Annotated in this window: 7 protein-coding genes; 5 read left to right on the top strand and 2 right to left on the bottom strand. The window is 58.1% G+C overall.

Going from position 1 to position 22,145, the window contains the following annotated elements:
* Positions 1 to 8: 8 nt before the first annotated feature.
* Entirely contained in the window at positions 9 to 611 is a 603-nt protein-coding gene (locus LY254_RS11900) for a DUF1643 domain-containing protein (RefSeq protein WP_247477394.1), read from the bottom strand.
* Here LY254_RS11900 and polA point away from each other — a divergent pair.
* Complete coding sequence (polA, locus tag LY254_RS11895; protein ID WP_247477393.1) at positions 561 to 3,518, top strand: DNA polymerase I; 2,958 nt, start codon at positions 561 to 563, stop codon at positions 3,516 to 3,518. The two genes, LY254_RS11900 and polA, sit on opposite strands and share 51 nt — an antisense overlap.
* Positions 3,519 to 3,840: 322 nt before the next feature.
* Here the strand turns inward: polA and LY254_RS11890 are convergent, their stop codons facing one another.
* The gene (locus LY254_RS11890) at positions 3,841 to 13,104 is read right to left on the bottom strand and encodes a peroxidase family protein (protein ID WP_247477390.1); all 9,264 of its coding nucleotides are present in this window, start codon (positions 13,102 to 13,104) and stop codon (positions 3,841 to 3,843) included.
* 266 nt (positions 13,105 to 13,370) lie between these two features.
* Here LY254_RS11890 and LY254_RS11885 point away from each other — a divergent pair, with 266 nt between their 5' ends.
* From LY254_RS11885 to LY254_RS11870, 4 genes are all read left to right on the top strand, one after another.
* Positions 13,371 to 17,204: a putative Ig domain-containing protein gene (locus tag LY254_RS11885; protein WP_247477389.1), complete on the top strand. Its 3,834-nt coding sequence runs from the start codon at positions 13,371 to 13,373 to the stop codon at positions 17,202 to 17,204.
* 62 nt (positions 17,205 to 17,266) lie between these two features.
* Positions 17,267 to 18,133: a peptidylprolyl isomerase gene (locus LY254_RS11880; protein WP_247477388.1), complete on the top strand. Its 867-nt coding sequence runs from the start codon at positions 17,267 to 17,269 to the stop codon at positions 18,131 to 18,133.
* Entirely contained in the window at positions 18,102 to 20,981 is a 2,880-nt protein-coding gene (locus LY254_RS11875) for a peptidase domain-containing ABC transporter (RefSeq protein ID WP_247477377.1), read from the top strand. The genes LY254_RS11880 and LY254_RS11875 overlap by 32 nt, the downstream gene beginning before the upstream one ends.
* Positions 20,982 to 22,100: an HlyD family secretion protein gene (locus LY254_RS11870; protein ID WP_247477369.1), complete on the top strand. Its 1,119-nt coding sequence runs from the start codon at positions 20,982 to 20,984 to the stop codon at positions 22,098 to 22,100. It begins immediately after the preceding gene.
* The last annotated feature ends 45 nt before the right edge of the window (positions 22,101 to 22,145 follow it).

Here is a 22,145-nt window from a genome sequence, read left to right as displayed (position 1 = left end):
CGAGGCGCTCAACCAGGCCGAAGCTCTTCCCCAGAATGGGTCAAACGCAGCGGCTGCGCAGCCTTGGCGGCATAGAGCGGATGCCGGGGCTGGCCACTCGCGGTCAGCCCGAGGGCCAGCAGCGGCACACCCTGCTGCCGCAAGAGGCGCAACACCGCTTGGTCCCGGTCCCTCCAGCGGCCGCCGTTGCCCCAGCCCAGCCAGACCGCGGCCCCGGGCGCGTCCGCCAGGACGCCCAAGCGCCGCCGCAACCACTGGTCGGTCTGCGGGCCGATCGGATCGGCGCTGCGCCGCAGCACCGCCGGACTGGCCGAGATGCGGGCGAACAGGTTCAGCACCTCCAGCGATCCGTAGCCCCAGGCCTGGGCAAACGCGATCAAGCGCCGCAGGGTCGGATCATCACGTTCGGCCGTGGCGCGGGAAGGATTCAGCCCGACGAACAGCAACCGCGGGGCCTGCGGCTGCCACTGCCGCTCGAGCCACCAGCGATAACGGCCGCAGGAACTCAAAGCAGCCCGGCCCGTTCTGCCAGGCTGGGCCCACTTGATCTCCAGGGCGTTTTGACCGGCGGCACCACCCTCAAACCCCTGTTGCTGCTGGTGGATGGCCACTCCCTGGCCTTCCGCAGCTTCTACGCCTTCAGCAAAGGGGGCGAGGGGGGACTGAGCACCAAAGAGGGCATTCCCACCTCGGTCACCTATGGCTTTCTCAAGGCCCTGCTGGACAACTGCAAAGGCCTGGCCCCCCAGGGGGTGGTCATCGCCTTTGACACGGCTGAACCCACCTTCCGCCATGAAGCTGACGAGGCCTACAAAGCCCATCGTGACGTAGCGCCAGAACACTTCTTCCAGGATCTGGGCAACCTGCAGCAGATCCTCGAGCAGTCCCTCGACATTCCCCTCTGCATGGCTCCCGGCTACGAAGCCGACGATGTCCTGGGGACCCTGGCCAATCGAGCCGCCAACGATGGCTGGCGGGTGCGCATCCTCTCGGGTGACCGTGACCTCTTCCAGCTGGTGGACGACGAGCGCGACATCGCTGTCCTCTATATGGGGGGTGGGCCCTATGCCAAGAGCAGCGGACCGCTCGAGATTCGCCGCGATGGTGTTGTGGCCAAGTTGGGGGTCACCCCCGAAGAGGTCGTGGACCTCAAGGCACTCACGGGCGACAGCAGCGACAACATCCCGGGGGTCAAAGGCGTCGGTCCCAAGACCGCCATCAACCTGCTGCAGGCCTACGGCGACCTCGATGGGATCTATGCCGCGCTGGAGCAACTCGAAGCCGCGGGCCCCAAGGCCAAAGATCCCAAGGGAGCCCTGAAGGGGGCGCTGCTGGGCAAGCTCAGCACGGACAAAGAGAACGCCTACCGCTCGCGGATGCTGGCGGAAATCCTGGTGGACATTCCGCTGCCGACGGACCCGCGTCTGCCCCTCGGTGCGGTCAAGAGCGACTCCCTCGCCGAAAGCCTGGAGGAACTGGAACTCTTCAGCCTGCGGCGCCAGGTCAACAGCTTCGCCACGGTCTTCTCCAACGAACCACCCCCGGCCGTCGCCGCCGCCGAACCCGAAGCCAAAGCAGAAGCAAAAGCCGAAGCGCTCAGCGATCCGGCCGCCGATAACGGAGACGCCCGCGACGCTGCGCCGCCGGCCCTTACGCCCCAACTGATCACCAGTAGCGAGGCACTCGAGGCCTTGGTGCAGAGGCTCCTGGGCTGCTGCGACCGCCAGAGCCCTGTGGCACTGGACACTGAAACCACCAGCCTCAACCCCTTCCAGGCCGAACTGGTTGGCCTCGGAGTCTGCTGGGGCGAGGGGCTCGATCAGCTGGCCTACATCCCCCTGGGACATCAAGCGGAACTGAGCGATCCAGCGCAACTCCCCCTCGACCAAGTACTGGGGGCGTTGGCTCCCTGGCTCAGCAGCGCCGCGCACCCCAAAACGCTGCAGAACGCCAAGTACGACCGGCTGATCCTGCTGCGCCATGGTCTGCCCCTGGCGGGCGTTGTCATGGACACCCTCCTGGCGGATTACCTGCGGGATGCCAACGCCAAGCACGGCCTCGAGCTGCTGGCCCAGCGGAATTTCGGCTTCCTACCCACCAGCTACAGCGAGCTGGTCCCCAAGGGCTCCAACTTCTCGGCCGTCCCCATGGCCCAGGCCGCCCTCTACTGCGGCATGGATGTCCATGTCACCTACCGCCTGACCCCACTGCTGCGCGGCCAACTTGAGCTCCTGGGTGAACCCCTCACGGCGCTGCTCGATCAGGTGGAGCTGCCCCTGGAGCCGGTGCTGGCCCTAATGGAAGCCACCGGCATTCGCATCGACACCGACTACCTCGGCGAACTCAGCCGGGAACTCAAGACCACCCTCGAGCGACTGGAGAGCGACGCCAAGCAGGCCGCCGGCACGGACTTCAACCTGGCCTCACCGAAGCAGCTCGGTGAGCTGCTCTTTGACACCCTCGGGCTCGATCGCAAGAAGTCGCGCAAGACCAAGACCGGCTGGAGCACCGACGCGACGGTGCTCGAGAAGCTGGAGGACGCCCACCCGGTGGTGCCCCTGGTGCTGGAGCACCGCACCTTGAGCAAGCTCAAGAGCACCTATGTCGATGCCCTTCCCGCCCTGATGGAGGCGGAAACCGGACGGGTTCACACGGACTTCAACCAAGCCGTCACCGCCACCGGACGGCTCTCCAGCAGCAACCCCAACCTGCAGAACATTCCCGTACGCACGGAGTTCTCTCGGCGGATTCGCAAGGCCTTCCTGCCGGAGGCCGGCTGGACCTTGATCAGCGCCGACTACTCCCAGATCGAGCTGCGGATCCTGGCCCACCTCTCCGGCGAGGAGGTGCTGGTGAAGGCCTATCAAAGCGGTGATGACGTCCACGCCCTCACCGCCCGGCTGCTGTTTGAAAAAGACGAGGTCAGCAGCGACGAGCGCCGCCTGGGCAAGACGATCAACTTCGGGGTGATCTACGGGATGGGCGTGCAGCGCTTCGCCCGGGAAACGGGGGTCAGCCAGGCCGAAGCGAAGGAGTTCCTCAGCAAGTACAAGCAGCGCTACCCGAAGGTCTTCGCCTTTCTGGAGCTGCAGGAGCGGCTCGCCCTCAGCCGCGGCTACGTCGAAACGATCCTGGGGCGCCGGCGACCCTTTGCCTTTGACCCCAGCGGCCTGGGACGTCACCTGGGCAAGGACCCCCTGGAGATCGAACTGGATGTCGCCCGCCGCGGCGGCATGGAAGCCCAGCAACTGCGCGCCGCCGCCAACGCCCCGATCCAGGGCTCCAGCGCCGACATCATCAAGCTGGCGATGGTGCAGCTGCAGCAACGGCTCACTGAGAGCGCCCTGCCCGCCCGGCTACTGCTGCAGGTCCATGACGAACTGGTGCTCGAAGCCGCCCCCGAGGCCCTGGAGACGGTGCTCAACCTCACGCGTGAAACCATGGAGCGCGCGGTGACCCTGTCTGTGCCCCTGGTGGTGGAGACCGGCGTTGGCCCCAACTGGATGGAAGCGAAATGAGAGCGCTGATGCAGCAGCGGGGCAAATCCGCGGCAGTTGATCACTAGCGGTTGCAAAGAAATTAGACGTCTAAACGCAGCGCGTAGACCGCATGGCACTCCGCTTTAGCTATCGGATCAACTCTGAGGCACTGAATAACTGCGCACCACCATTAAACCGGCAGAGCGCTAACAGCGCTCCCCTCACTGAACTCTCCCAAGCGGATCGACCACTCCATGACACGAAACAATCGATGCAAGAGACGCCACCCTCTTGCATCGATCTCTTGACCAGCTTCTAGAGACAAGAAGCCCCTCAGCCAAAGGCTGAGGGGCAATTGCCGTTAGGTCAGGTCGTACTGCTGGGTTTGCTGCTGCTCGAGCTGAGCAAGAAGCGCCTCAAAGCCCTGCACCGTGACGAATGTGCCACCGGATTCAGCAACAGGATTCGAAACCTGCTGCTCCGCTTCGATTGCATTCTGAGCGATGAAGGCGGAGCTGTCCCACTGCTGCAGGCCCTGCTGAGACAGATCCGCCATAGACATGAAATCAGAACCCAGGAACTGACCTTCACCCTGATGGAGACTTTGCCCCCATTCGGCATCAATCACCGCGAGGTCCTTGATATCGAGTGTCCCATCATAGTTGGCATCAACATCACGGCTGTAACCACGGCTCACACCGGCATTCAGGAAGGCCAAGTCCTTCATGCTGACACGACCGTCATAGTTGAGGTCGGCCTGGTAGGTGACCAGATTTTTCTGCTGGAACGTAGGCATGGCAGCCGTATCCCAGTGATAGCCACCGAGGGCATCAATTTGGAAGCCGAGGGCTGCGCTGTCCAGAACCGAACCAGCAGGACCGTACACACTGATCTCTGTGGTGATGTCGGCTGTCGCACCAACAGCCAAGGCATCCGAACCACCTGCAATCGAGCTCTTGGAGGTGGCAACACCCGCCTGATTGAGGTCGGTGATCGACAGGTCCTGCAGGGTGAATTCACCGCCGTTTTGCCACTGGGTGGTGCGCTCCAGGGTGTCTCCTGAGCGGATCAGGTTGGTGATTCCTCCTTCACCCGGTTTGAGCACCTGGCGTTCTGTGCCCAAGGCGAAGACGTCGTCCGTCAGCAGATCCACCTGAGCAGCACGGGCAAGCACCTGAAGCTCGTCGGTGAGCAATGCCGCCTCGCCGCCGAGATCACCGAGCGACATGAGATCAGAGAACATGATCTCATGGACATTGGCATCAACACTGAACTGGAGCGATTGCTGCCAGGATTCAGAATTGGTGAAGCCATAGCGATCGGCCAGGCGCGCCGCAAGAATCTGCTCATCAATGTCTTCTCGCGGGGTGAGAGCAATCACCGCAATGGGGGCCTTTTCTGAAACACCCTGGCCAGCGCCAAGTGCACCCAGCCCGGCACCTTCAAAACGAAGCTTACTGCCATCAATCTGTACGCGACGCTGGAGAGCAAGGTCATCGGAGAAGAAGATCTGCTCCCCGCTCAGCTCAAAAACATTGACGAAGTCCTCTCCAAGATCGAAGGTGACATCCAGGGTGTCGATGCTGGCATCGCGCAGCGACTCTGCCGTGAGCATCAGGTAGAACTGAGCAGATCGCTCTGCCGGTGAACCAAAGGGGCGCAGCACGAGCTCATTCGGTTCATCACCGGTGAAATCCGGAAGCTTGTGCAGACTCAGGCCCAGGTGCAATGCCTTAGCCACAACGTCGGATTCAGCGTCAGTCAAAAGCCCATCGGCGGGGTCAGGATCGACAGGAGCAGGAGCGCCACCGTCTGCCGGAGCCCCATCCGCAGCAGGCAATCCAACTAATACTTCGGAATCAGAGACTGCAAAAATATCTTTGGGTAGACCTGTGAGGCCAGTATTGCGCTCAACAATGTCGGCAAAGCTCTGTTCCTTGGCCCAGGCCTCATAGAAGTCCAGGTCATCGACCCTGGAGAGGTAGTAGAAGCGGTCACCCTCCTGCAGGCGATCCAGCTGTTCATGGATGATCGTCCAGAAGGTGGTGCCCAGCAGTGAATCCTCGAATTTCTGCTCAGCTAAACCACCCACCCAGGCATCAACGCGATCGATGCCCGAAACCACGGCGCTGCCATCGCCCTGGACCGATAGCTGCACATCAGGATTGAACTGACGGAACACCTCCACAGCGGGGGACTCGAGGTGAAGATCGGGATAGGCGGCACGAAGCCGCTCCAGCTCCGCATCGGCAAGACCATTACGCAGCTGGAAGTCCTCCCAGCTGGCATAGGGGGTCATGTTCTCGAGGCCCACATAGCTGAGGGCTTCCTGGACATAAGGGTTGGTGGAAGCCAGCAGGCCGGCCTTGACCTGATTAAGCGTGCCGAGACCAAGATCCCAGCCCCTGGCGATGTTGAAAGCAGCCAGATCAGCACGCACCCGAACCAAATCGTTGCGAACGGCATCGACCACCTGGGGATCAACCTCCTCAGCAGGCTGGAGGGCCATACCCCCGAGGATGCGGGCAACGCCTAGCTGCTCATAGCCAGGAACGGGGGTGTACCCCCTAGAGGCCAAGACACTCAGCGCGGCATCGCCGTTGAGGGGCGCCGCAGGTCCTGGACCATCAGGGTCAAACGTGAAGGCCCCCGCCTCATTGGTGGGGTTGAGGAAAAGATCCACCAGGGGCACGCGCACTGGCTGCCCATCAGCATCAAGGATCGTGAAGTCGTCAGCAATCATGGTGTGGCCCACGCGATAGGCCATGGCTGCAAACTCGTGGCTAATGCGAGCGTCCGTAGCCGGTTGATAGTCATCGAAGCCGTGCTCGCCATAACCACGAATCCCAGCACTCCCCAACAGAACCTGGGCAAATTCCGTAAAGATGACGCGCTGATACTCCGTCTCGTTGATGATTTTGGCTGCCTGGAAGACTTCCTCCGGGGTCACATCAAGGCCAGCCGCTGAGTAAAGCTCCGTTAGTTGGTCAACGTGATAGTTGTGATTACGCGCCCAGATCGAGTGAATCGAAGAGAGGGCGACATTCTCGTTCGGCCTGCCGTCACCAGCTACAACATGCTCAAGAGGCGAGACAAACGGATTGAGATCAACAAGCAAGGAGTAACCCGATCCGAGAAAATCACGGTTCAGCTCAGCGATGACAGCCGGGTCGTAGTCAGAGGTGTCAGCTTTGATCAGAGCGGGGTAGTACTCCGTCAGGGTTAAGTCACCAAGCTTGGTGCCAGTGAAAATAGTTTGGGCTGCGATGTGGTGGTCCAGCAGTGTGCGCAGTGTCGGCAGCAACTTGAATCCGGGAGCGGAAGGATCATCGCCACCTGACATCAAATGAGATCCCAAGCCACGCGCGCCGTCGGATTCACGCAGGAATTGACCAACCAGGGCAGTGGAGCCATAGGCCTGGTTTTGATCAACGAAGGGGGATGTCTGGTTGAGGTGCTGCGGGCCATCAGCATCCCAACCGGTGATCGTTGCCCGCGTGAGATCTGCAGGGTTATCAGCACCACCAGAACCGACGCCGCCGATGGGAATGGTCCCATTACCCCCCTTCACAACGAAGTCGAGGCCGTGGTCGAAATACTGGGCAAAGGACATCCAGAACAGGTTCGCCTGTCTGCTGGGGGGAGTCTGCGGCTGCTGGGTCGCCACACTGTTGGAAATCTGGCGGGGGTCGAGCCCAGCGAAGATCGGGTTGATCTCAGCGGTGCCAGAGTCGGGGTCAACAGCGCCGAATCGCGCTTCAGTGAGACGAATGAACGGTTCGTTCGCTGCACCGAAGGTGGCATTGGCGCGATTGTTCTCAGCGCCAGCCAGATCACGAACACCAACCGCATCGGCATTCTCGGGATCGAGACGCTCTGGGGCAATCCCACGCACAAGATCAAGAAGATCCTGGGCGTCTCGCAAGGTGAGCGATGCAGACACGTTGCCATCAGCAAGTTCATTGTTCTGATCAGGCGTCATGGGATCAGCTTTCATGATTTCGTTCGCAGCTGTCTGAACAACATCCTGAGGGCGCTGACCAAGGATCGTGCCGGCATCAAGCACAACACGGTGATCGGATTCAAGGCTGGTCACATCAACATCAACGCCAGTGCCATCACTACTGATCGTGATGGTGTTGGTGCGCAGGCTGGTGGGATTAAAGTCACCAATCACCTGAACACGTTGGGTACCAGTTCGGCCAGCACCACTCACATTAATCGTTAACTCTTCAATCTCTATCACTTCAGCGATGACGGCAAAGTTATCGGTCGTCAGTGGCGCAATAGCAGACAGATTACCGGTACCCCGGAGAATCACGATCTCGGTAGTCTCAGCGATGGCGGCAAAGCCCGCTGCCGTTAACTCAGCACGGTGTGATGCATTGACATCCCCTGCCACGGCAATCACACGGAACGTCTCTGTGGTGTTATCACCTTGAATCACCAGGCGATCACCAAGCTCACGGTTAGCACCACCGTCAACAGAATCGCGGCCGCCGCCGCTACTGGCGTTCTCGACAATCGTGCCGGCTGCGGTGTAGGTGAAAACATCATCGTCAGCTCCGCCACGCAGATGGTCATCACCACCACCACCAAACAGCAACGCACGCTGCTCACCGCTATAAATCAGATCATCAGCAGCGTTGGTGGCACCAGCGACAAGATCAAAGACGCCATCACTGAAGCGCAGGCGTTCAATCGATACAAGCGTGTCAAGACCGCCGGTGAGAGTTGAGACCGTAAGGTTGACACCATTCAGGTCGAATCTGGCATCCACAACTGCCTGTGCTGGAGGATTAGCCGCGTTGAAAAGACTAGTGGCCACTCCGGCAAAGTTGGCAAGGTCAACACCGTCACCGCCATTGAGCAGATCGGAACCCACACCACCAGAGAGATAGTCATCACCACCATTACCGAGCAGAACATCAGCTCCACCACCACCGAAGATATAATCCAGATCAGCCGTACCCGTCAGCGTATTGGCCAAAGCAGTGCCAACAATCGCATTGAAGATGGGTGCCTCAAAGGTATTGGTGAAACCAGCTGCATCGATATAGCTGGCTGTCATCGACAGCTGCCGGCCGGGCGTGGCGGCCAACACCAGCTCACCGGCCGCCGAGAGCGGCAGCGCAGTGGCAGAATCAGCGGCATCAAAGAAGGAAACAGAAACCGAGCTTGGATCAACAAGCCCTAGCGGGTTATCAGGTGTGACGTTATTCGCGTCAAAGAGGGCTGGAGCGGCAAGGCCAACGCGGTTAGCGGCACCGAAGAAACCGAAAAAGCCCGTTGTGGAGAGCTCCGTGGTTGCCAGCAAACCCGAAGACAGTGCAGGATCATTAACCAGCCGCAGATCCTGATCGGCAAAACGTGCGACCTCAATATTGCGAAGTCGATCGATCCCGTCACTCTGCAGGCCGTCTGAAACGGTCAGATGCGACACAGTGACAGAACCGTCCGCGTCAAAAGCAATGTCGTAGTTGCCCCTCAGGTCCTGGAAGACAGCGACATCAAGATTGACATCATCGGGGTTAGAGCCGTCAGCGCGATCGTCATACAGAATCTCACGCACAGCATGGATCTCACCAGGATCAATAGCCCCTGAGACGAGATCAACGAACAAGTCACTAAGGCTGTCGACCGTAAAATAAGAACCGTCTTTACGAGTCCCTTCGATGCGAACATTCAGCCAGGCATCGCCATCGATGAGATCATCGCCAACTCCGCCCATGATGGTGTCACTACCGTCTCCGCCGAGGAAGATCTGGCCATCCGAATTCCCATCGATATTGGGGTCACCGAAGGCAACAGCATCTGGATCAGCAAGATCTTCACCACCAAGCACAGCGCGCAGGCCACGAATCCTGTCGACACCAGCCTGTGTGAGCTGGTTCTGGAACCAGGGATTCTGGTCAATGGAACGAACAGATCCCCTCAGATAGTCGTCATACTTCCAGCCCGATAAGCCTTCAACAGAATCAAAACGGTCACGTAGTATCACCGCCAAGGCAGCATCTGGGATTTCAACCAGACCTGGGATCTGCGGCGTGAGGTCCGTATCAGCCGCAACAGGGTCACCTTTGTGAATAGCCCAGTCAAAGCCATTCATACCATTGTTGCGCTGAATGCCTACGCCCTGTACCATAATATCATCACCATTTTCACCGTCATAATCAGTATCGTTACCTTGGCCATTCATGATGTCATGACCAACAATTGGGCTGTTAAAGAACAGCTCCGAATTTTCGCCGGCCATGTAATCAAAGCCTTCGCCACCCTCCATCCAGTCGTCGCCCTCACCTCCCATCATGAGATCAGGAGCTGAACCGCCACGCATAAAGTCGTTATCCTCACCGGCAAACATTTCAGTGCTATCAACGACGGCAAACATCGCGTCTTGACCCGCACCGCCAAAATCAACGTCAAGGCCAGCACCATTGACGATTACGTCATCTCCATTTTCACCACGGAGAAAATCATCACCGAAGGGATCAATAATAATGTCATCGCCGTCGCCACCAAAGACCTGATCAGACTCCATGCCGGCATTGAGATAGTCATCACCGCCATCGCCCCATAGCGTATCGATGCCCTTGTCGCCATAGATGGCATCATTCCCCTCTGTTCCGCCCAGAACGACATGTTCACCGCCGGTGAAGCGCAAGACGTTGCCATCCACAAAACCGTTACCGTCAAGATCTAAAGATCCGTACTGACGAACAACTTTGCTCGTGGCCGCACCCCCCAGGAGGAAATCGAAGAGCGTGGATGCCGTGGGGTCTAGAGAGCCCCGTTGCTCAGCTGTATTTTCGCTTCCAACCAAAGCATCAAGCTCTTGATCACCGCTGTAATTGGCTTGAGCCGTATTGAGATCGAGCTCTAAAATGAGATCCGGCACACCCATGATGTGCGCAGACAGGTGAGTCGCATGCGGATCGCCAAGATCCGAGTTCCGCATCACCAGATCGGAGAAGGTTGTGGCCTCCAACTGGGTCAGCAGGTTCATCCCCTGTGTACGACTCAGGTAATAGAAGCGGTCTCCGTTCTGCAGCTGCTCCATCTGGTATTGGAAGACTGCGTTGAAGGTTTCTCCCAGCTGGCCGCCGAATTCATTCACCTGCTCTGCCAGACCCCCGATCCAAAGGTCCACATCATTGATGCCGGTCTCCTGGTCGGCATACGCACCCGTACCCCTCAGGAAGTCCAGAGAATCAGCGGGCGGCTCTTGACCATCAAACGGCGTGTTGAAGACAATCAACATCGCAGCACGACGCTTGGCCTCAATGCTTGTAGCCTCTGTGATGGTGTGGTGTGTGCCGTAGGCAGCGATGAGATTCACCACCGACATCGGATTCTTCAGATGTTGGAAGAAACCATGGGAATCAGCTTGATTTGGATCAACCGTCCAACCGGTGTAGGGCTTGAGCTGAACAGCCCCGGTCATCGCATAGAGCTGAGCCCGGGTCTGATTGAGCGACGGGACACCCAGGTCACGTCCGCGGGCCAAGTTGAGACTGGCCAAGTCAAGCGGCGCCCCTAGCAGGTTGTTGCGCAGCGCTTCGACAATGAACTCGTCGATCTCTTGATCCACCACACGCGTGATCCCGCGGGCAATGGCACCTGTAGCCGCCTCGGCATCGAGGCCGCTATTGGCAAACTCCAGCGGGTTGAGAAAGGATTGAATCAGGCCCAGATCTCTAGAAGCCAGATCCGCTTCCAATCTGGCGACTCCATCACCCAGCTGGGAGTGACCAAAGCGGTAGACCGCATGGGCGAACTCGGCAACAATACGAGCATCAAGATCTGCCGAGTTAGTAAACACGAATGGAGCGATATTTGGCTGGATCCGACGAGCGAATTCCTCAAAGACGATATGCTGATACTGCATCTCGGTAGAGAATTTTGCCGCCTGGAATAGGCGTTCACCATCCCACTGCAGCCCAGCCGCGAAAGCAGTCAGATCAGCATCACTGGCCTGAGAGGACGGGAGAGCAACATCATCAGCGAGGGGTCTACGCAACCACTCGTTGATACCCTCCAGGTCACCGCTGCGCAGAATCGTGAGCTTGTTGGCCTCAAGCACACGGTTATGCTCGCCATGAAAAACACTATGGATGGCCGTGAGGGCGATGTTTTCGTTGCCACGACCATCGCCGGTCACATAGTGAGCATCCAGTAGTTCGTTGTCGTACGTGGTGAAGCCACCCCGACCATCCGGCACCGCGTCAGAGAGGCCAACAGCCATGTCGGCATCCTGCAGCAGCTGTCCATCAACGATCACGGGAACAGCGGCCCGGTTGATGTCATCCAGGAAAGCTTGGGCAATCCGGCTCACATTGAGCTCAGATGGAATCACACCTTCAGCAGTGCCCTCCACCGTGATCGGCTGGCCCTGTGGATCCACAGCGAGTAACTGGGCATAGCCGTTCTGGCCCGCAATGAAGCGACCGTAAGGATCGGTCAGAACCTGAGGGATCTTGAGCACATCCCGGTCATCCAGAGCAATGCCGAGGTAGGTGAGGGCCTGGGCCTTCACGTCAGCCCAAGTCGCAACACCACCTTGCGCACCGTTCAGCAAGCGGCCTGTGGCAACGGTGAGACCGGCCTCCCACTCAGTCTGAGTAGGATCAGTCAGAAGAGCACCCGTCTGACGATCAATGCGCTGATACTCCCTCAGGAAGACCTGATGCGAGGGATGGGAGGTATAGGTCTGGTTCTGATCAATCCAGGGTGTAATCAGATTCGTGCCAGGGTTGCCAGCGGCTCGAGTGAGAGCCATGAAATTGGAAGAGCTGCCCTCCACATACAAAGGGTCATCAGGTTGAAGCGGGATGTACACCGTTCCCTGGCCACCCTTGGCAAGCAGGTCAAGTCCGTGGTCGAAGAACTGACCAAAGATCGTCATCCAGCTGCTGTTACCCGGCGAAAGGCCGATATCAGCGCTGCGATGCTCCACAACAATGGAGCCATCCGACGTGATCGTGACACCGGTTTCAGCCAGGGCATTCGTTAATGCCGTTCGCGCATCAGCCTGGTCCGCCTCGGCGGCCAAAGGATCAAGGAGCACACGCGCCTGCTCATGCAGGATGAGCGCCTGGCCATCAGGATCCTCGTGACCCGCCAAACGTAGAGCGGATGCGATAGCAGCAGGGTTGCTGATGGTCTGATCAACGATCAGATTCGAAATGGTGCGAACAGATGCATCAACAACACTGTTGGGATGAATGCCCGGATCGTTCTGAGGGTTGGGAGACTCTGGGTCATAGCTGCTGTTCGTGACCTCAAGGAAACTGGCGGGATCAGGATTGAGATCCAGGCTGGGGCTTCCGGTCTCGCTGATGTAGCTGGGATCAACCAGGCGAGCAAATGATTGATCAGCCGCGCCCGTGAGAACCCCGTCTGGCGATCCAGGAATCAGCTGGTTGTAGCTGCCATCAACATGGCGCAGGCCCAGGGGAAGATTCGCCGCATTGACAAAGGTTGTTCCCGTGATCGCAGGGGAGCCAGTGGCTACCTCTGTAATGATGTCGAGCAGGTTCTCACCGGCAGATTCGCGCTCGGCAATCTTGATATTCTCAAGAATCCGTTGTAAGTCGGCGTAATTAACGTGGAATGAACTGGCCATGAACTGTGTCCGAGGAAGTGCACAGGAGGAAGTGACATAGCCAAGGGAGGCCTACGAAACCTGAGGCCTTTCCAGCTATGACCTCCATAACCATGACGAGCTGATCAGCGACCTTCTTGGTCAGAACGCCAGAACCGCGTAAATCGGACAAACCTGCGCACTCAGGCAGCACAAAACGCAGGCTTGTCCCAAAAGCGACGTTCCAATGCCTGAGCCAGGCCATTCACAAACCGGCTGATCACCATGGCTGAGGTCTTGGTTGGTGTATGGCACTCACAAGCGATCCTCTGCAGACCGACAGCAACTTCAGCGCCTCTGTTGATCTACAGGAGCCACTGACGTCACCGCTCAGCGAACCCATTGAGACAGCCAGCGATGTGATGAACACGCTGGGAGTTCTGGACAGCACACCTCCAGTCCGATCACCAGAGCAGTTCGATCAGCTGGATACAGCCATCGCGGCCCTTGGAGGAGAGATCACAACAACCACCGTCCCGGATCAACTGACAGGTCCCACGGAGGTCAGCACCCCCCCCCTTCTGCAATCAGCCATTGGCCAGGACGCGTTTCTGACCTATCAGCCGCTGGCGCTGCAACAGAGACTGGTGCTTGAAGACCGCCCCTTCAGCCTTGAGCTTCAGAGCCTGTTGCCGCAAGCGCAGAACGTGGAGCAGCTCCAGATCCTGAATCAGGCAGACGGTCAGCCCATCGACTGGCTGACTTACGAGTGGCGATTACCCGATGCCACCTTGGCGGAGAAGGTGGTGATTGAAGGCCTGTTCCAAGATCCCTTAGGCGATGGGATGCAGTTGGATGTGGTGGTCACAGACACGCGCCATGCAGGCCTCGGCCTGATCGGCCTGGAGCTGGATCTGCTCTGGAAGTCCGATGCAGTGGAGCTGGAGCAGGTCAACCTCACACCATCACTGCCGCTGTTTCGTGATACGGGCAACCTCGATGCAGCAGCAGGAAGCCTCAGTGGTCTGGTGGCCGCAAGCCTGCCCAGCAGTGGTAATGGTGAAATTCTGGGCGACAGCTGGCGAGAAAGCTTTGCTCAGCTCAACTATCGACTGCTCACGAATGGGGAAGAAGGGCCCGATCTCACGATCATTCCCCGCAACTATCCCGCACGCGGCAACGCCGCCCTCTCTGCCGAGCAGGTGGTGGTCGTCGACAGCCAGAGCCGACCCATTCCCGTGCTGTTCGGCCTTGCCCAGCAAGCACAGGTGGGAGAGCACCGACTGCTGCTGCAAGCCATCGACAACTCAGGTCGAGCGTGGGAGCAGACGCTGCTTCTCAACGTTCTCAATGTCAATGACTCCCCCAAGGCCATTGCAATCGACCCAATCGAGATCCTGGAAGACGAAGCATTCACGATCAATCTGGCCGATGCCTTCCAGGATGACGATGTCAGCGTCGGCGACAGCCTGACTTATCAGCTGAGCAGAGGAGCACCGGAATGGTTGGTGCTGGATGAACGAAGCGGCTTGCTCAGTGGGCAGGCAAGCAATAGCGAGGTGGGCCACTGGCAGATCGGCGTGGAAGCACAGGATCAGAGTGGAGCGACCACACAGCAGACCGTGAAGCTGGTGGTGATCAACACCAACGATGCGCCGCTCTGGAATGGGCAACCTCTCCCAGAGATCTGGGTCCGGCAGGACCGTCCATTCGAAATCAGGCTGCCGGAGCAAAGCATCAGCGATGTGGATGCCGGAGATCAGCTGAGCTACAGCTTGGATCTACAGAATGCTGAGCAGCTTGCTTCGCTGCTGACAATCGATGCAGAGAGGGGGACGATTAGCGGCCTGATTCCAGCAGGCGAAACACAACTGCTCAACATCAAACTGGTTGCCACCGATCTTGCCGGTGAGTCAGCAGCTGTGCCACTGCGACTCAAAGTAGTGGATAGGGATTTCAACCGCAGTCCATATCGGATTGGTCCAGAGCTGGAGCAGATCATCCTGCAGGAAGGGGATACATTCCAGTTGGATTATGGGGTGCTTTTTCAGGACGACGACATCTTGATTGGCGACCAGCTCCGGTTTGAAGTGGATGCTCCAGGATGGCTTGAAGTTGATCCACAGCGAAACAGACTTAGCGGTAGCACAGATAACGATTCAGTGGGCGAGCATCGCATCCGACTGAAGGCGATTGATCAAGCTGGAGCCCTAGCAGAGAAGCGTTTCTTGCTGCAGGTTGAGAATAGCAACCAAGCCCCCTTCTACCTGGATGGGGCGTTTGACGAGCGCCGCATCCTCATCAACAGCGATGTATGGTTGGAAGCCAGGGATCTATTTGGAGATCTCGATCAGATTCATAGCGACAAACTCAGTTTCGGCCTGCAGAAAAACCGCGAGAGCAACCTGGTTTTTGATCCTGACACCGGCGAACTGAGATTTTCACCAGGTGAAGGCGACCAAGGCTTACACAGACTGACCCTGACTGCAACGGATCGCAGTGGTGCGATCAGCCTTTATCAACTCAACCTCGATGTCATCACAGCTGACCAGAAGGGTGGCACGAAGCAGAGCCGCGGTGAGGACAACCTGCTCAGCATTGAACCCCGCCTCTATCTCTCAGGGAGCGGCGAGCGGATCAGGACGGAGCAACTTGGGACCCTGCCCGCTGGTACTCAGCTGTCCATGCGTGTGGAACTGACTGATCAGCGGCAGAGCAGCCTCAACCCAGGGGTGATCGGGCTTGATCTGGATCTGCACTGGACAGGTCTGCAGCTGAGACAGCCAGCCGATCGCCCCCTCGACGAATCGATCACTGCGGTCTTCCCTCTGTTTCGGCAGGTCGATCCAAGCCGTCTTAACGAGAACCGCCTGCGCTTCAGCGCTGCCAGCCTGCCGGAACTCGGCCTGGGTGAGGCGCTTGGTGACCAGCCTGCCGAGACGTTTCTTGTCCTTGATTTTGAGCTCACGGATCCATCGGCTCCGATCCGCTTGGATCTGATGCTCAATGAGGAGTCAGCGGGTGGACTGGGACTCGCCATGGCCGATGGCAGCGATGCAGCACGGCAACTGGAAATCAAGTCGCTCAGCGCTCAGACACTGATTGATCGATTGATTCGCGAGGGACAGGAGAAAGCCAACAGGGTCCGCGGTGTCGGCATTCGCATCGTCGTCGAGACGAGCCCATCGCAGAGCCCATCGCTGCGCGGCGAATCAGCCAGTGCTCTGCAGCTCGATCTATCAGGACCGTCTGGGCCAGAGACACGCACAGCACAAGTTCCGACCCTCTACGTCGGAAGAGTGGGTGCTGACCTGCGGGGCAACGACCAACCACTTCTTCTAACCGTGACAGCGGCAGGGCACCCGGCAGCACCGACGGATGAAACCGAAGTTCCTCTGAGCGAGTCAGCGCTGAAACGCGGACGCCTGCGGCAAGGCAACGAGCCTGACGAGCAGGGACGCGAAGCCATGGACACCTGGCAGCAGAGGCGGCGAATGGAAACTCAGCAGCCCGATGACTTCCGCAGCCTGCTAGGGAATCTGCTCGAGTTTTTTCAGCATCCAGCGAGCCTGGCGGGCCTCGTGATCACGATGATGACGATGCCCGCCGGTGGTGAGCGTGGTCTTCGCTCCCTGCTGCTCAAATCGAAGCTCGGCCGAGCGATTCAGCTGCAGCGGCGTAATCCCGAGCTGAAAGCTGCATGGCATCTGCGGCTTTACCCCGTTAGAGGTACTCCGATGCCACTTCAGCTGTTGATCGAGCACGGCCGCATCAGCCTGCAGGCCAATCAGATCCATGCGCCGAACACCTTATTGGTCACCCGTGAGCTGGATCAGCAGGCCTCTCTGTGGCAGTTGATCTGCAGCAGTAGCCATCCAGGCGCACTACTGGCTGATGTGAGCCGCATGATCGAACGCGTCCTGGACCACCAGGAGGAGGACCTGAATTGGGGCAGCTGGCTGGATCACCTGGCATGGCAGCGCGATCCGCCAGCCAACCCTCAGAAGCGAATCCAACTGCAGCAGTTGAAGCAATCGCTACTGCTGGCGCAAGACATTGATCAGGCCATGGCTGATGCCCTGATGGTCAGTGAACTCCTCAACTGCCAGGTGCAGCTGGGACTGATGCCTCAGAAGGGCTGAACACATCAAACACAACCAACAGTATCGCCGTGACCACTGCCAGACCGACTGCGATCACGAACATGGCAATCAACAACTCGCCAATCATGAATACAGCAGAGCCTTCGACATTGACGGCCGAGTCGCTTCTTACAGCGCTGAAGGATGCCAGCAGTGTGGAGCTAATTTCACTGCTATTTCGCTTCGAGTTGGCAGAACCCTTCCTGAGACAACTCAAAGAAAGAGCCTTGGTCTTTGAACACAACAACCTGTCAGACCCCAATAAGGTTGCCGAAGATGCCACGAAGACATACTGCAGCAAACACGGTCTAAAAAACCAGGAGGAGCAGCAGCAATGGTGCCTTCAACGTGGCATGAGCAGGGCTGATCTCATCTCCGAGGCCATTCATGACTGGCGCCGCACAGAACTCCGCGAGCAATTCTGTGGCAACGTCGAATCACTCTACCTGCGCTACAAGGACAATCTAGACAGGGTGCTGTATAGCCTGATTCGCGTAGATGATGCGGGCCTCTGCCGCGAACTGTTCTATGCCATCGAAGCTGGCGAGATCAGCTTCGGTGAGGCGGCACGTCTCCATTCACGGGGTCCGGAGGCAAAAACGCAGGGCATTGTCGGCCCTGTTGACTTGACCACCCCCCATCCGGAGATCGCCGGCCGGTTGCGCACGGCTCAGGCCGGCCAGTTGATCGGCCCGTTTGAAGCCGCTGAGTGGCACACGCTGCTGCGCTTGGAGTACCGGTTCGACAGCGTATACGACGCACATACGCAAAACTTTCTCGAGGAAATGAATTTCAAGTCGAGGATCTGCGGCGATCTCAAGACCGAGCTGCAACAGCTCTCGAGCTGGTTGCAGGGTCAATTCCGTGATGCAACTCACAACGGCAAATGCAGATGCCTTGCGCGCTCTGGCACAACAACTGGGTTGTGACCATCGCCGATTCCCCGCAGGATCGGTCTTGCAGACCAGTGGCTCAAGTCCCGAAGTGCTGCTGGTGGTGGAAGGGCATTGCCGGCTGCTGGATCCCGATCGCTGGTTCGGCAGCCACACCGTGCTGCGACCGGAGAGTCCCTATCTCTGCGGTGCCCTGACCCTGCTGAACAGCGACCTGGGGGAGGAGCTGATGGCCTCCACAGACTGCGAAGCCATCGTGCTCGGCACGCTGCCCTTGGATCCAAAACTGGAGGAAGCAGTTCTAGATCATTTACGCAGCGGCCTCTCCCCGAGTGAACTACCGCTGATCCAGAAATACATCCAGGGCTACGGGATCAATGTGCCAGAGGACCAGCAGACTCCGGAGATCTACCTGCGGCGCTGGCAGATATTGCCCACAGGAGATCCACCACCAAAAAGCGAACCAAAAGGACCACTAATTTATGCCGATCGCTCCACAAAAGGGTTTCATTACGGACAGCTGGTCACATCGGAGGCGATTCGCTGCTTCCTGGGTGAGGAGAAGCCGCGCGTTCTGATCTGGAGCGACGCTGAACATCCCAAGGAAGAGCACTCCAGACGCACCGCCGGGCTACGACCGATTGACCGTGGGGACGCCCCGACCAACGCAGCGCCCGACAGCCAGACCACAGCACTGGAGCAACAGCAACCAAGCCTTGCTCAGCAGATCCGACAACTCGGGTTTCGCCCCGTGGGTGGCGGTACGGCGGCGGAGTGCCATACCGCTGTGCTCACGATGCTGGCCCAGTTCTACGGGCTACCCATGCGGAGAGACAACCTGCGCAAAGCAGGACATTTTCTCGCCGCCAGCGAACAGAACCTCAGCCTGGAAAAGCTGGTGAGCGTGGCGGATCAATTCGGGCTGGCCGGGCGAATCGTGACGTTTCGGGCTGCCGATGCCAGCCGTCTGCCCACGCCTGCCGTGATTCTGGATCCCCAGCAAAATCCGAGCCTCATTATTGAAGCCAATGGATCCGGCCTGTTAATTCTCAACCCCAACACCAAGGCTGAACGACTCAATGGTGAGGTCCTGAGCGAGCGGTTCGGTTCGGATCTAAAGGCTGTGACCATCAGCGCGGGCCGGCATACACCACAGCAGCGCTTTGGCCTGAGCTGGGTGCTGCCCTTCCTGAGCCGCTACAAGGTTGGACTTGTGGAGGTCTTCATCTCGAGCTTTCTGGCGCAACTCTTTGCCCTGGCGACACCACTGCTCTTTCAACAGATCATCGACCGGGTCATTGGCCAGGGTTCGGTGAATGCGCTCGGCGGCTTTGCGGTGGTGATGGTGCTGCTAATGGTTCTGGAACTGATCTTCAGTAATCTGCGCACCTTCCAGTTCATGGAGATCTCCAACAGGGTTGATATCAGCCTGGGCTCGGCAATTATTTCTCGCCTACTGAGGCTCAATATTCGCTATTTCGAAAAGCATCCCGTAGGCGAGCTGGCCAGCCGCCTCAATGAACTCGACAAGATTCGGAGCTTCCTTACTGGCACTGCACTCACGGTGGTCCTCGATGCACTGTTTGCGATGCTCTACTTCGGGGTGATGTTTTTCTACTCGCCGATTCTTGCCGGCATCATCCTTGGAAGTATTCCACTACTACTGCTAGTCATCCTTGGCCTGACACCGATTACCCAGCACCTGATCCGGCAGCGTGCTGAGGCGTACTCAAGAACCCAGTCCTACATGGTGGAAGTGCTAAACGGCATCCAGACCGTGAAGGTGCAAAACAGTGAGTTGACGACAAGGCGGAACTGGGAAGACCGGCACCTCGATGGCATCAACAAGGGATTTCGCTCGGTTCTAGCCAACACGGCCAGCTCCAACGCCCTGCAGTTGATCAATAAAAGCAGCAACATTCTGGTGATCACCGTGGGGGCATGGCTGGTTCTGCAGAACCAGCTGACACTGGGCGGTCTGATCGCGTTTCGGATCATCAGCGGCTATGTGACCCAACCGATCCTGCGCCTAGCTGGCACCTGGCAGAACTTCCAGGAGGTCTCTCTAGCCGTGGAACGGCTCGGGGATCTGGTGAACCAACCCCTAGAAACCGAGGACATCGAAGACGCGAACATCAGCATGCCCCCAATCGAAGGGACGATTCGCTTCGATCAGGTGAGCTTTAGTTACGGAGCCACCAGTGGCGGACAGCTGTCCGGGGTGAGCTTGACGATTCCCAAGGGCAGCTTTACGGGTCTGGTAGGGCAAAGCGGCTGCGGCAAGAGCACCCTGCTCAAGTTGATTCCCAGGCTCTATGAACCAAGCCGAGGAAAAGTACTCATTGACGGCCTGGATGTCAGCAAGGTTGAGCTCTACTCCCTACGCAGGCAGCTGGGATTTATTCCACAGGACTGCCTGCTATTCGAAGGTTCGATCTACTCCAACATCGCCGTAGCCGATCCGGAAGCCGCAACGGATCAGGTGGTAGAAGCGGCACGCCTTGCCTGTGCCCACGACTTCATCATGGGACTTCCCTATGGCTACAGCACTCCGGTTGGAGAAAAGGGAGGAGGTCTATCTGGTGGACAACGGCAACGGATTGCCCTGGCTCGAATGCTGCTGCAAAACCCCAATTTGATGATTTTGGATGAGGCCACAAGTGCCCTCGATGTGGATACAGAACAGCAGGTTGTGAGGAATCTTCGAAGCCACGCCAAAGGCCGCACCCTACTGATGATCACCCACCGACTCTCCACATTGATTCATGCCGATCAAATTGTCCTGATGCACAACAGCCGCATCGACTCCGTAGGCACTCATGAAGAATTAATGGCCCAATCAGGTCGCTACTACGCCCTTTATCAACAACAGTTTGGAGGCTAAATGAAATCACTCTTGACCGACCTAAGACAACTAACAAAACGCAAGCTGCAACAAGCTAATGACGCAACAGCCTGTCACCAGATTCTGCTCACGCCTCCCCCGCGCTGGAGCCGCGCCCTGATCTGGTCGCTGGGGCTGGGTTCTCTAGCCTTGCTGAGCTGGTCATGCCTCAGCCGCATTGAAGAAACCAGCAATCTGCCTGGACAGCTGGAGACGATACGCGCGGAGGCCAGCATCAAAAGCCCCGATTCAGCCGTGGTGGAACGGGTGAATGCCGTGCAACACCAAATGGTGCAACAAGGGCAAGTCTTATTCACCCTAAGCCGTGGTGATTTACAGCCAAGACTGGAGAGTATTCCCCTCAAGCTTGAACTCCTCAAGCAAAAGGGACAACGTGATGACCTCGCCTTTGCCATCCGCCTCAGTCAAGCCAAGGCACGTATCCAATTGAACACCGGCCTGGTGGCCAGGCTGCGAAATCTGGTGCAGCAGGGCGCCGCGCAGGAGGTGCAGTTGCTCGAAAAGAAAAACGAGCTCTTTCAAAGCAAAGCCGAGCACCAGGCCCTGCTGGAAGAGAAAGCCAAGTTGGATCTACAGCGCAGGATCGAGATCAATGACCTGAGCATGCAACTACGGGAGTTGCGCGACCGCTCAGCTCAATTCGATGTGGTTTCGCCCATTGGTGGATCGCTGCAGCAACTGGCCGTTCAGGTGACTGGTCAACGGGTGGACCAAGGTGAAGTTCTCGCGAAAGTGGTGCCCAGTGATGGCCTGATTGCCTCGGTACAAGTGTCATCCAAATTGGCAGCACCCATCCAACGGGGTAAACGGGCAGAGATCACCGTGGATGCCTTTCCAGCCAATGAACACGGCACACTTCGAGGTGTTATTGAATCATTGTCTCCCACCACATCTGCGCTGGACGGCAAGGGTCAGGTACAGGCCTACATCGCCCGAATTCGCATTAACAAAAGCGGTATTCCAGAGCATTACCCGGCGGAATCTCTGCGATCTGGAATGGGCATCACCGCCCGGGTTGTGCTGCATGAAAAACCAGTGATTGCTGTTGTTTTTGATTTTCTTGAGGACATCTTCAAACCGATGGCAGAGCGACACTGATGTGTACACGATCACGCTCGCCCTGAATGGCGAGACCGGCTCATC

The sequence above is a fragment of the Synechococcus sp. NB0720_010 genome (genome assembly GCF_023078835.1).
In the GTDB taxonomy this organism is placed as follows: domain Bacteria; phylum Cyanobacteriota; class Cyanobacteriia; order PCC-6307; family Cyanobiaceae; genus Vulcanococcus.
The sequence above is the reverse complement of the archived record's forward strand: the minus strand, read 5'-3'. Positions and strand labels throughout refer to the sequence as shown.

Excerpts from the sequence above, each read along its gene's own strand:
- LY254_RS11890 (WP_247477390.1), bottom strand. The coding sequence starts at position 13,104 with ATGGCCAGTTCATTCCACGTTAATTACGCCGACTTACAACGGATTCTT.
- LY254_RS11885 (WP_247477389.1), top strand. The coding sequence starts at position 13,371 with ATGGCACTCACAAGCGATCCTCTGCAGACCGACAGCAACTTCAGCGCC.
- LY254_RS11880 (WP_247477388.1), top strand. The coding sequence starts at position 17,267 with ATGGCAATCAACAACTCGCCAATCATGAATACAGCAGAGCCTTCGACA.
- LY254_RS11870 (WP_247477369.1), top strand. The coding sequence starts at position 20,982 with ATGAAATCACTCTTGACCGACCTAAGACAACTAACAAAACGCAAGCTG.